A 12,145-nucleotide genomic window follows, 5' to 3' on the forward strand; every position below is an offset into this window, starting at 1 on the left:
CGGTTATACGTTTACCTTTCGGGCTTTGGTTTGATGTGCAACCTTACCCACCTCATCGCCTTATCAAGTTTCTGTTCGTAGGCTCGTGAACTTTGCTATGCGCTTCCTTCATCCACATCATTACTGATGCCAACTTGCGCTCCGCTACACTTGGCGGTAAATACCCGTGACTAGACTTTCACTAGCTAGATTAGTGCCATGCCTGGCACACACATAAAACAGGAGCTGACAGCACACGGGACAGCCCTTTTGACATCGCTTCGGACAATTGCAGGAGCAATTGGGTCGGCCGTGTTTGTAGGCATTATGAATACAGTAGGGAAGAACACTGTGAGCACCTATGGTGAACAGGCCCCCATGTTCGGCGTTAAGATCGCATTCCTCTGCATGGGCGGTTCTACTTTGATTTTACTAAGCCTTGCGGTATTCGGTATCAAAGGGAAGGGGAAAAAGTAAGTCCTGGAGGCATACTTTTTATGGAGTTGGTATTTAAAAGGAAATAAAATATCCACAAAACATATTGACATTTTTGAATATGAAGCATATACTATGATATATCGAAATAAATGAATGTGAGGTGGTAGAGATGAGAGAGCATACGAAAGATGCCATGGTTTTTAAAGCCTTTTGTGATGTGAACCGTTTGCAGATATTGGAGATGCTGCGTACTGGTGAGAAGTGTGCCTGCAAATTGTTGGAGGAATTGCATATCAGCCAGTCCACGTTATCCCACCACATGAAGATACTTTGTGAATCGGGTATTGTTACTGGCCGAAAGGAAGGGAAATGGACCCATTATTCCATTCAGCCACAGGGAGCGGAGTATGCAGGTGAATTGCTTAAGATACTGACATCAACGAATCATGTTGCGGAAAACACAGATTGTTGTAAAGGATAAATAAGCCATCGGAGGATGGCTTTTTATAAGATGGACACATCGAAAAAAATGAATGTATTTGTCCAACTAAAAAAGGGAGGGTTTGCTATGCAGGTGTTAGAGAATATCTGGCTGTTTTTCCAGGACCAGATTTTGGGGATGAAGTGGATGAATGTCCTGATTGGCAATGGGTTAAGTGCCGTAGGGATTGATATGGAGTCTAAAGTGAGTGGCATGCTCCAGTTTTTTATTTATGATACGATTAAGATTTTCATCCTGCTGTCTGTTTTGATCTTTCTTATTTCTTATATCCAAAGTTTCTTTCCACCGGAAAGAAGTAAGCAGATATTGGGGAGGTTTCATGGAATCTGGGCGAATATTTTAGGCGCGCTGTTGGGAACCGTCACTCCGTTCTGCTCCTGTTCTTCGATACCGATTTTTATGGGATTTACCAGTGCGGGACTGCCGCTTGGTGTTACTTTTTCCTTTTTGATTTCATCTCCTATGGTGGATCTTGGTTCACTGGTTCTGCTGATGAGCATATTTGGCGGTAAGATTGCGGTTGCTTACGTAATTGTAGGATTAGTAATTGCTGTTGTTGGCGGTACGATGATTGAAAAGTTCCATATGGAGGACCAGGTACAGGATTTTATCCGTCAGGCAGGCAATGTGGATTCGGATTCGCCGGAATTGACAGTAAGAGATCGGATGAATTTTGGGAAGGAGCAGGTGGTTTCCACAGTTAAAAAGGTTGCGCCCTATATTTTTGTAGGTGTAGGTATTGGGGCGGCTATTCATAATTTGATTCCGGAAGCATGGATTCAGAGTGTTTTAGGCGGGGATAATTTTTATTCGGTTCCTCTTGCAACAATTGTAGGTGTTCCTATGTATGCCGATATTTTTGGAACAATTCCGGTTGCGGAAAGTTTGCTGGCGAAGGGGGCAGGGCTTGGAACAATTCTGTCATTTATGATGGCCGTTACTACATTGTCCCTTCCATCTATGATTATGCTTGGTAAGGCCGTGAAGCCGAAGCTAATGGCAACTTTCGTGGGAATCGTAACGGTTGGTATCATTGTTGTTGGTTACTTGTTTAATGCATTTGCATTTCTATTTATATAAACGGAACGAAGGAGGAATGATAAATGGCAGCGGTGCAAAGCAACAGATTCTACGCTTTTAGAGGCGGTGAAGGAACTGACTCCGGTTTTGGAGACTCTGGGATTTCGGATCTCTGTTGAGATGAAATAATCAGGGTACAGGGGGAATAATTGGGAAACGATATTGCAAACAAAAAAATGTGAGGAGAATATGATATGGGATTATTTAGCAAGAAGAAAGAAAAGGCAGAAGGCTGCTGCTGCGGAGGAAACTGTGATGCGCAGAGCATGGCAAAGGCAAAGGAAGCACAGAAAGAGGGCGCGTCCGTTAAGGTTTTAGGGACCGGTTGTGCCAAATGCAATCAGCTGGAAGCCAACGTAAAAGCTGCTTTGGAGGAACTGGGAATGGATTCTACGATTGACCATGTTACGGATTTTACACAGATTGCGGCATATGGGGTGATGTCAACACCGGCCCTTGTTGTGGATGGAAAAGCCGTTGCTTATGGTAAAGTGTTGAAAAAGGATGAGATAGTTAAGCTCCTGCAGAAAGTAAGAGGATGATAGCAGAAAGATGGAGGTTTCGGTATGAGCAAAGAATGGTATCCGGTCATTGATTACGATGAATGTGCAGGGTGTATGACATGTAATGATATGTGCAGGCACGGGGTATATAAATCGAACCCTGAGATAAGAAAGCCTAAAGTTGCTTTTATCTGCGTGCATAATTCCTGCCGGAGTCAGATTGCAGAGGCTTTGGGTAAGAAGATGGCTTCGGATGTATTTGAGAGCTTTTCTGCAGGGACGGAATTGAAGGACCATATCAATCCTGATGCAGTACGGCTGGTGAAAGAAGTTTATGGAATTGATATGGAGAAGGAGCAATGTAATAAGCTGATTTCTGATATTCCGCAGCCGGATGTGGTGGTTTTTATGGGGTGTAATGTAAGCTGTCCGAATATTCCGTCTCAATATACCGAGAACTGGGGGCTTGATGATCCGTCCGGAAAAGGCGATGAGGATTTTCTGGTGACGATTCATTTGATTGAAGAAAACATCCTGAAACTAAGGCAAAAATTAATACGTTAATGGCTGGGCTTAAGGAACAATCTGGAGATAACTGCCTTAGGTATGGTGAATGAAACATAGTCGGATTATTACTTCGATTTTAGACATTATGAAGATAATGTCTAAAATCGGAGTTTTTTCTTTAAAAGGGAATAATAATAATAAAGAAGATTACAAATTGTATTTGACTTTCCTAACTGTAATTAGTATACTTACAGTTAAGAGGTAAGAATATAACAAAAAGGCGGTGGAAATGTGGACAAAAAAGTGACTCATAAACAGATGGCTGCGAAGAGGGCGGCTTCTTATAGCAAAAATCACGCAGGTCATTTTACTGACGGATATATCGGGACATATTATTCAGAGGGGAGCAGAGGAATATATCGTTTTTCTTTTGATGATGAGAGCGGGGAGATGACAGCACCGGAACTTTTTTATGAGGCAAAGAATTCCAAATGGGTATCTTTATGCGATAACTGGATGGTCATTCCTGATGAAAAGGAAGGAAGGGCCGGAACCTGTTTTCTTGAGCTGTCTCACGGAACAATAAAGAAATGCGCCGGAGAAGTGCTCATGGAAAACCAGACGCCTTGTTACATCAAACAGGATGGAAACTTTGTCTATACAGCCAATTACCATGAAGGGACGGTTATGGTCTATCATATAGCAGAAGGAAAACCTTCGGTTGTGAAAAGGATTGAGAATGGGGAAGGAGCCGGCTGCCACCAGATCCTGCTGCATGACTCCTGTGTAATGGTGCCATGCCTTACCCAGGACCGAATCCGGCTGTTCAGCAAAGAGCAGAAATTTGTTCCGGCGGGGGAGATCCATTTTCCAAAGGGCAGCGGTCCAAGACATGGTGTTTTCAATCGGGCACACACAAGACTTTATGTAGTGAGCGAATGGAGCAATGAACTTTTTATATTTAAAGTTCGCGGCAGAGAGTTTCTGCTTGAGCAGACAATCTCTGTTCTTCCAGGAGAAGAGAAGATGGGGGGCTATTCTGAAAAGGCTGCAGCAGCGGCAATCCGGCTGACGAAGGATGAACGATTTCTATATATCTCTGTGCGCGAAAGAGATCTGCTGGCTGTAATAGATGTAAGTCATGACAAAGCAGCTGTCATTCAGCTTGCATCCTGCGAAGGAAAGCATCCGCGTGACTTTATTTTAAGCAAAAATGAAAAGTTCATGGTTGTGGCAAACCGCCGGGAAGGTGGAATTGTAAGTATCGGGCGGGACAGTGAAACAGGAAAACTAAAAGAGGTGCAAAGCCGTATAAAGATGCCGGAAGCGGTAGCGCTTGTACTGGCATAACAACGATAACTTAAAGGAGGTATTTCGATGAAGAGAACAGAAATAGGGGTCATTGGACTTGCAGTTATGGGGAGAAGCCTTGCTCTGAATATGGCTGACCATGGGTTTATGGTAGGGGGATACAACCGGAGCCGGGAAGTGACGGAGGAACTTCTCAGGGAGCATCCTCATGAGAATTTTATTCCCTTTTACGATATGAAAGAGCTTGTGGAATCACAGGAACGACCGAGAAAATTTCTGATCATGGTAAAGGCTGGGAAACCTGTAGATATGGTGATCGAACAGCTTCTTCCGTTTCTTGAGGAAGGAGATATGATTCTGGATGGCGGAAACTCTTTCTTTGAAGATACAAGAGGGCGTGAAAAAAGCCTGAGGGAAAAAGGAATCTTTTATTTTGGAACAGGTGTTTCCGGAGGAGAGAAGGGAGCTCGTTTTGGTCCTGCTATCATGCCGGGAGGGGACAGGGAAGCGTACCGCCATATCGCACCGATTCTGGAAGCAATTGCAGCAAAAGCACAGGGTGAACCATGCTGTGCCTACATGGGGCCGGACGGAGCGGGACATTATGTAAAAATGGTACACAATGGGATTGAATATGCGGATATGCAGCTGATTGCGGAATCTTATCTGCTCCTTAAATACGCAGGCGGATTTACAAATGAGGAGCTGGCAGATACATTTGCAGAGTGGAACGAAGGCGAACTGAGGAGTTATCTGATTGAAATAACAGCAGGTATCTTCCGCGAAAAAGATGATCTTACAGATGGAGAACTGGTAGATTATATTCTGGACAGTGCAGGACAGAAAGGAACCGGGCGCTGGACCAGCCTGGAATCTTTGAAACAGGGAGTCAATGTTTCGATGATCACAGCAGCATGCAATGCCAGAATTATGTCCAACCACATTGATGAGAGAAAGACGGCCAAAGAGCTGTTTGAGAGTCCAGAACCAACGCTTGCTCCAGACAAAGCAGTATTTAAAGAAAATGTGAGAGAAGGACTTTACACAGCCAAAATTGCAGCATATGCACAGGGATTTGACCTGCTTTCCCATGCATCCAAAGAATATGGATGGGATCTGGATTATGGCAGGATTGCAGCGATTTTCCGCGCCGGCTGCATCATACAGGCGCAATTTCTGGATGATATTACAAGAGCATTTGAAAAAAATGGAGAGCTTAAGAATCTGATGATGGATTCTTTCTTCATGGAAGGCGTAAACCGTGGCCAGAAGAGTCTCAGAGATATCATGAGCATGGGAATTCAGAACGGAATTCCACTTCCTGCAATGAGCCAGGCGGTGTCATATATCGACGCATTCAGAGGAATGCCTGTCGGAGCCAACCTTATTCAGGCACAGAGGGACTGCTTTGGGGCACATACCTACGAGCGGACAGACAGGGGAGGAATCTTCCATCACGATTGGAGGTTTTAATATGTGTAAAGAACAGATTTTTACGATCTTTGGAGGTACTGGAGATTTGACATTCCGGAAACTGATACCGGCATTTTACAATATGGAAGCTTCCCAAAATGAAGCCTTCTGCACACGGATTATCATTATCGGAAGACGAGAGTACACGAACGGAGAATATCGGGAGATGGCCCGCGGATGGGTAGAAAAATTCGCGAGACTCGGATATAAAGAAGAGATTTACGACAGACTTGCTGAGAAAATCATTTACTACCGCATGGATTTCACCGATGAGTTGGCATATGCGGGTCTGGATGCATTTTACCGTAGTATAGGTGATATGGAGCTGGAGCATATTTTTTATTTTGCAGTAGCTCCCCGGTTCTTTGAAAATATTGTAAAGGGCCTTCAGATGGTATCCGGCGCCGAGACCGGCAAGGTCGTCATCGAGAAACCTTTTGGGGAAAATCTCGTGGCAGCGGCAAGTTTAAATGATACGATGGAGAAATTTTTCAAACCGGACCATATCTATAGAATTGACCATTACCTAGGAAAAGAGATGGTCAGAAATATTCAGACCATCCGCTTTGCAAATCCCATCTTCAGTAATGTATGGGATGCACGCCACATAGACTGCATTCAGATTTCCGCGCTGGAAGAGGTGGGTGTAGAAACAAGAGGCGGATATTATGATCACAGCGGAGCACTGAAGGATATGATGCAGAATCATCTCTTCCAGATACTCACCATTGTAGCAATGGAGCGGCCGGAGGGATCTGCCGTGGAGGATATGCACAGGGAGCAGATGAAAGTTCTGAAGGCCCTCCGCATGCCCGAAGAAGTGAGAGAAAACGTTGTTCTTGGGCAGTATGACGGGTACCGAAGTGAACCCGCTATTGACGAAAACTCAATCACCGAGACATACGCAGCAGTCCGGCTGATGGTCGAAAATGAGAGATGGAAAGGAATGCCATTCTATGTCCGCACAGGAAAAAAGCTTGGAAAACGGGAGATGCAGGTCGCAGTCGTCTTCAAAAGCCCTGTGCCGGAAGTGGAACCTGATATATTGAACATCAAAATACAGCCGACAGAAGGGGTATATCTCCAGTTTAATATAAAGAAACCCGGAGAGTCAGAAGAAGTGGTTCAGGCAAAAATGGATTTCTGTCAGAATTGTTCCTTTATCAATCAGATGAATACTCCTGAGGCATATGAGCGGCTGATTGGCGCATGTATCCGTGGTGAGCGTGCCTGGTTCTCACAGTGGGATCAGATTGAAACAAGCTGGAAGTATGTGGATACTATCAGGGACCAGTATCACCAGAATGGACTACCGGTTCATTCATACCGCCAGGGAAGCACGGGGCCGGAAGCGGCAGATCAGCTGCTTGGCGAACATGGACACGTATGGTTTGAATAAAGTGATACCTTTCCAGGCAGAAAGAAGTCTAAGGTTCCCGCAGCTTCACAGCCCCCGCAGCCTGCCTGCGCCGGTTCTCATCAATAGCCGCATAATGTTTCTTCGTGGTATTAACATCCTTATGGCCTAAAACATCTGCCACAAGATAAATATCCCCGGTTTCCTTGTAGAGGGCGGTACCATAGGTACTGCGAAGCTTATGCGGCGTAATTTTCTTGTTCGGCGTAATCTGGCGTGCATACTTTTTCACCATATTCTCAACCGCCTGCACGCCAATCCGTTTGCGCTGGGTTGAAAGAAATAATGCATTTTCATGGCCGGGCAGGGGAGCAGTAGACTTCCTTGTTGTATACAGATACATCTTTAAGGCATTCTCAACCTCTTCACCAAAGTAAACAACCATTTCATTCCCGCCTTTTCGAGTAACTTTAACTCCATTATTCTTAAAGTCCACGTCCTGAATATCCAGCCCCACACATTCAGATACTCGAATACCTGTTCCCAAAAGCAATGTTAAGATTGCCAGATCCCTGTTTTTAGTTTTTTCAAAGTATACTTTACGCTGACCGGTCAGGTCATCGCCGCCGTGTTCAACGTATTCCAGAAGACTGGCCACTTCATCCGTGTCCAGGCGTATAATCGCTTTATCATGAAGCTTGGGCATATCTACGAGTAATGTTGGATTTTTCTCAATTACCTGATGTTTAAAGAAATAGGCATAGAAGCTCCGCAGAGCAGACATCTTGCGCGCCAGGCCTTTTTCTGTATTCGTTATCTGTTTATCCTCAGAACCTTTGTAAACCTTCAGATATTCCTGATATTCCTCAATATCAACCGGCTCGATCCGTTCCAGATCCTTCACGGTAAACTGATCCACTGTATAGTTCTTATAAACCGGATTATTTTCCATTAAAAAATGAAAGAAAATCCGGATATCATAGGCATAAGAAATACGCGTTTTAGCAGAACTTTTAGGTTCAATTGCGCGGAAATAATCCTTTGCAAAAGGCGGCATCGTCTTTAGGATTTCTCTGAGGCGCAATGTATTATCAATGTAAGTCTGTTCATGATATGTTTTAGGATCCTTTGCGGACATTTAAGAATTCCCCCTTAATAAATATATGTAAAAGGCCCGAAAAGCCTTGCAGTTGAGCTAATTATAGCATATCTGAATTACTCTGTCCATATCTATTGGAAAAATCGGTATTTGTCGTATAGATCTATTTCTCTTCTATCCAGACTCATTTACTGTTTTTAACAATGACCCATGTATAGAAGGCATATAAAAATCTTTTCTTGTTGCTTTTTTACGCTCCGTCCGGTACAATATAAACAATTAATTTTGAAACCGAAGTAGTTTCTAACTCCGCCCTATTGACAACAGAACCTTTACCGAGATGCTTATCCATGGCTGCTACCATAGATTTACAAATTGGCATTATATTTGATCTCTAATTGTCAGTAATTTATTCTTTCGCAGGTAGAACTTCGTATAGGAGTACAATCACATGAAAAATAAGCAAAGAACGTGGACGGAATTTCTCTATGGGAAATCCATTGAACGGTGTTCCGCAGAGGTGTCTGTGAAAAACACGAACAATCTCAGGGCGTTTTCTGTTTTAGGCATTACAATGATGTCCATTGCCATTGCATTTGGCTGGATTATGCGTGATATTTTCACATTCAATACAGAGTTTCTTATTATGTGGGCATATTTTATAATTATGTATCTTGTAATAAGATTTTCGGGAATATATTTTAAAAATGCTACAAAAGCCTTTTACCTGTGGTTAATTCCTGTTATGGCAATGGGGATTATCATAGGTACTTTTGGAGACCCGGCGCAGCCATCAATAACGATTATGGTATTTCTGTGTGTACTGCCAATGTTTATTTTAGATAAGCCCTGGAGGATTATTCTGTTCATTCTTTCAAACGCAGCCATTTATACTGTATGCTGCTATGTATCAAAGACGATAGAGATGTTTATAGCGGATATGATCGATCTGGTGCTATTCACTGTACTTGGACTTGGTGTTAATTGCTTAATTCTGCGAGACCGGATTGATAATGTAGAATATGCGATGGAAATGAAAATCATGGCAGAGACTGATGTTTTAACGGAACTTTACAATCGTCGTGCCGGTGAGGAACGAATCAGACTTTTGATAAACCATTTCAAAATGGGGATGTTTTTATTGATTGATCTGGACAACTTTAAGGATATTAATGATATATACGGGCATGCAAATGGAGATATGGTACTTAAAACCATCGCCGCTTGCTTAAAACAGTCATTTCGGGAAAATGATGTGGTTATGCGTTTCGGCGGGGACGAATTCATGGTGTTTTCGCAAAACTTAAAAGATCAGGAGAACGCTAAAAAATGTATCGATCGTATGATGCTTAAAATTTCTGATCTTACTATTCCAGATATCCCGGATTATCGTTTTTCTGTCAGTGTCGGTGTTACATTTACTAATTCTAAAGATAGAAAAACATTTGAAACAGCGTACCAAGAAAGCGATGAAGCACTCTATGCTGCAAAGCGAAAAGGTAAAAATTCTTATTCTTTTTTTGGAGAATGAACATAAATAATAGACAAATGAATATATAAGAACATCTCTTTATTTTAAATGACCGCAAGGAGAACCAGGATGAAACGGAAAGTAAGGAATAACTCGTTATTTTTTGTTAAGATATACAGAAGGACATTTTTGATTTTCTCACTTATTTGTGCATTGATTGCCGTATTCAGTTTTCAATATTACCGCAATCTCTCATCCACGATACAGGAAGAAAGTGAACAGTATCTGCAGGAGATTTCCCGGCGTATCGGTGAAAATATAGACCGCACAGTCAGCAATACCTATTCCCTCCTGCACACTATGGCTGCTTCCCTTGAATACTCTGGCATTGATGAGATACAGCCTGCAAACGAACTTCTCCAGCAGCAGAAAAAAGGGTTAAACTACGAGCAGGTTTTTCTTATCAACGAGGATGGTACAGCGCATGATTTGAGTGATACACAGACTTTTCTGACCCTTGATAAGAATGTGCGGAATTCGCTGCTTAATGGGCTTGACGCTATGTCTACTGAACAGTATATACAAAATAAGGAGTATATCCTGTTTTCCGTGCCGCTTAACAATGTAAAAATTGACAATGAAAATGTCATTGCCCTTGCAGTGAGTTATGACCCGTCATCTTTTGACCAGGTACTTTCAATGAGCGCTTTTAACGACCAGTCCTATTCACAAATAGTAAACAAGAATGGTACAGTTATTGTGCGCTCTTCATCTCCTCATGCTTTCAAGAGCGGCTATAACATATTTTCAACATTGCAAAATGCCGATATCACGGCTCAAAAAAAATTGAGTGATGTGATTCAGGAAATCTCAACCTCAACTTCCGGACAGATCAGCTTTAATCTTGACGGAAAAGAAACATATATGATATACACTCCTGTCTCTACAAATGACTGGTACCTGCTGTCGTTTGTACCAGAGGATGTTGTAAATAAAAAGTCCAATCTTCTGCTGAAATCAACCTTGATTATTTGTGGTATGATAGCCGTTGCTTTTGCAGGATTGTCGGCATCACTGTTTTATATATTTAACAATCATAAACGCAAGCTGGAACAGATTGCATATGTTGATGAAGTAACCGGAGGCAATACAATTCAGCGGTTCTACGAGTCGGCAGCTAACCTGCTGTCTGAACACCCTAATAAACATTATGCGTTGGTGTATACCAATATCATCAAATTCAAGATATTAAATGATGAACTTGGCCGTATCAACTGCGATTCCATCCTAAGATTTATCAGTGAATTTCTTTGCAGTAAAATTTCGGAATATGAAGTTATCGGCAGGCAGTTCGCGGATAATTTCTGTATGCTGATTGAGTTTAATGACGAAGGCGACCTGCTAAGTAGATTTGGACAATGGTGCACAGAGGTGGAAGAAACCGCTGTGGAACAAAAGAAGCCCTGGAAACTGCCGCAAATGGAATTTGGTATATATGTCATTGAAAACACTACTACTTCCTTCCCGCAGATGATTGACAGGGCAAAACTTGCCCTTCGTGAAACGCCGCATACAATAGATAATAAACTGCGCTGTGCTTTCTATAACGATGCAGTACGCCGGCAGATGCTGCGTGAAAAAGAGCTGGAAGACAGAATGGAACCCGCCCTTAAAGATAACGAATTTATGGTGTTTCTGCAGCCCAAATATCGTCTTCCCGAAGAAAAGATCGGCGGTGCTGAAGCACTTGTAAGGTGGAAAAGCCCCAATGAAGGCATGATTTACCCGGATGAATTTATACCTCTGTTTGAGAAAAACGGATTTATCATCCGACTGGATCTGTTTGTATTTGAAACAGTATGTTCTACCTTAAGACGCTGGATTGATAATGGTATAGATCCTATAAGAGTTTCGATAAACTGTTCCCGCCTGCATTTTAAGGACAAGAACTTTATCTTTGAATATTGCCGGATTGCCGATAACTACAACATAGACCGCTCACTCATCGAAATCGAAGTAACCGAAGGCATGATATTTGATAATGACACCAGCTTTATTGATATTATCCGCAATATTAAGGAGACAGGATTTAAATGTTCAATGGATGATTTCGGAAGTGGCTATTCATCCCTGAATTTGATAAAAAACCTCCCTGTAGATGTGCTAAAACTGGATAAGATATTTTTCCATGGAAATGACATTGACATGAGCCGCACAGAAGCTGTTGTAACTAATATAATCAGAATGGCAAAGGCTTTGTCACTGGAGACTGTTGCGGAAGGTGTTGAGGAGCGCAGTCAGGTGGATATGCTGAAACGTGTAAATTGTGACTTTATTCAAGGTTATGTATTTGCAAAACCAATGGATATCCCCTCATTCGAAAAGCTGCTGCATGATGACAGGGAAAAAAGTCAGGAAGGCTGAT

Annotated in this window: 11 protein-coding genes; 10 read left to right on the top strand and 1 reads right to left on the bottom strand. The window is 42.6% G+C overall.

The annotated features are described in order from the left end of the window. Positions 1-198: 198 nt before the first annotated feature. The 8 genes from HMPREF0240_RS24850 (at position 199) to zwf (ending at position 7,192) form a co-directional block, all read left to right on the top strand. The gene (locus HMPREF0240_RS24850; RefSeq protein WP_009004238.1) at positions 199-456 is read left to right on the top strand and encodes a drug resistance transporter EmrB/QacA subfamily; all 258 of its coding nucleotides are present in this window, start codon (positions 199-201) and stop codon (positions 454-456) included. Positions 457-586: 130 nt separating this feature from the next. Further along, a complete protein-coding gene (locus HMPREF0240_RS14835) occupies positions 587-898 on the top strand; it encodes a metalloregulator ArsR/SmtB family transcription factor (RefSeq protein ID WP_009004239.1) in 312 nt (103 codons plus the stop codon). Between the two features lie 87 nt (positions 899-985). After that, the gene (locus tag HMPREF0240_RS14840; protein ID WP_009004240.1) at positions 986-1,999 is read left to right on the top strand and encodes a permease; all 1,014 of its coding nucleotides are present in this window, start codon (positions 986-988) and stop codon (positions 1,997-1,999) included. A gap of 194 nt (positions 2,000-2,193) precedes the next feature. Continuing rightward, positions 2,194-2,541, top strand: a complete 348-nt coding sequence (locus HMPREF0240_RS14845; RefSeq protein WP_035313587.1) for a thioredoxin family protein — start codon at positions 2,194-2,196, stop codon at positions 2,539-2,541. A gap of 24 nt (positions 2,542-2,565) precedes the next feature. After that, positions 2,566-3,066, top strand: a complete 501-nt coding sequence (locus HMPREF0240_RS14850; protein WP_347462615.1) for an arsenate reductase ArsC — start codon at positions 2,566-2,568, stop codon at positions 3,064-3,066. A gap of 234 nt (positions 3,067-3,300) precedes the next feature. Further along, positions 3,301-4,359 (top strand): beta-propeller fold lactonase family protein, encoded by a 1,059-nt coding sequence (locus HMPREF0240_RS14855; protein ID WP_009004243.1) that lies wholly within the window; start codon positions 3,301-3,303, stop codon positions 4,357-4,359. 27 nt (positions 4,360-4,386) lie between these two features. Beyond that, positions 4,387-5,793: an NADP-dependent phosphogluconate dehydrogenase gene (gene gndA / locus HMPREF0240_RS14860; RefSeq protein ID WP_009004244.1), complete on the top strand. Its 1,407-nt coding sequence runs from the start codon at positions 4,387-4,389 to the stop codon at positions 5,791-5,793. Between the two features lies 1 nt (position 5,794). Then, positions 5,795-7,192, top strand: a complete 1,398-nt coding sequence (zwf, locus tag HMPREF0240_RS14865; RefSeq protein ID WP_009004245.1) for a glucose-6-phosphate dehydrogenase — start codon at positions 5,795-5,797, stop codon at positions 7,190-7,192. A 28-nt stretch (positions 7,193-7,220) separates the two neighbouring features. Here zwf and HMPREF0240_RS14870 read toward each other — a convergent pair whose 3' ends face one another. Further along, positions 7,221-8,288: a tyrosine-type recombinase/integrase gene (locus HMPREF0240_RS14870; RefSeq protein ID WP_009004246.1), complete on the bottom strand. Its 1,068-nt coding sequence runs from the start codon at positions 8,286-8,288 to the stop codon at positions 7,221-7,223. Positions 8,289-8,775: 487 nt separating this feature from the next. Between HMPREF0240_RS14870 and HMPREF0240_RS14875 the strand changes: the two genes are divergently transcribed. Together HMPREF0240_RS14875 and HMPREF0240_RS14880 are read left to right on the top strand one after the other, a co-directional pair. Then, positions 8,776-9,780, top strand: coding sequence for a GGDEF domain-containing protein (locus tag HMPREF0240_RS14875; protein ID WP_157134253.1), 1,005 nt, complete (start codon positions 8,776-8,778; stop codon positions 9,778-9,780). Positions 9,781-9,849: 69 nt separating this feature from the next. Further along, the gene (locus tag HMPREF0240_RS14880) at positions 9,850-12,144 is read left to right on the top strand and encodes a GGDEF domain-containing protein (protein WP_009004248.1); all 2,295 of its coding nucleotides are present in this window, start codon (positions 9,850-9,852) and stop codon (positions 12,142-12,144) included. The last annotated feature ends 1 nt before the right edge of the window (position 12,145 follow it).

The sequence above is a fragment of the Clostridium sp. D5 genome (genome assembly GCF_000190355.1).
In the GTDB taxonomy this organism is placed as follows: Bacteria; Bacillota; Clostridia; order Lachnospirales; family Lachnospiraceae; genus Faecalicatena; species Faecalicatena fissicatena_A.

Excerpts from the sequence above, each read along its gene's own strand:
- HMPREF0240_RS24850 (WP_009004238.1), top strand. The coding sequence starts at position 199 with ATGCCTGGCACACACATAAAACAGGAGCTGACAGCACACGGGACAGCC.
- HMPREF0240_RS14835 (WP_009004239.1), top strand. The coding sequence starts at position 587 with ATGAGAGAGCATACGAAAGATGCCATGGTTTTTAAAGCCTTTTGTGAT.
- HMPREF0240_RS14840 (WP_009004240.1), top strand. The coding sequence starts at position 986 with ATGCAGGTGTTAGAGAATATCTGGCTGTTTTTCCAGGACCAGATTTTG.
- HMPREF0240_RS14845 (WP_035313587.1), top strand. The coding sequence starts at position 2,194 with ATGGGATTATTTAGCAAGAAGAAAGAAAAGGCAGAAGGCTGCTGCTGC.
- HMPREF0240_RS14850 (WP_347462615.1), top strand. The coding sequence starts at position 2,566 with ATGAGCAAAGAATGGTATCCGGTCATTGATTACGATGAATGTGCAGGG.
- gndA (WP_009004244.1), top strand. The coding sequence starts at position 4,387 with ATGAAGAGAACAGAAATAGGGGTCATTGGACTTGCAGTTATGGGGAGA.
- zwf (WP_009004245.1), top strand. The coding sequence starts at position 5,795 with ATGTGTAAAGAACAGATTTTTACGATCTTTGGAGGTACTGGAGATTTG.
- HMPREF0240_RS14870 (WP_009004246.1), bottom strand. The coding sequence starts at position 8,288 with ATGTCCGCAAAGGATCCTAAAACATATCATGAACAGACTTACATTGAT.
- HMPREF0240_RS14880 (WP_009004248.1), top strand. The coding sequence starts at position 9,850 with ATGAAACGGAAAGTAAGGAATAACTCGTTATTTTTTGTTAAGATATAC.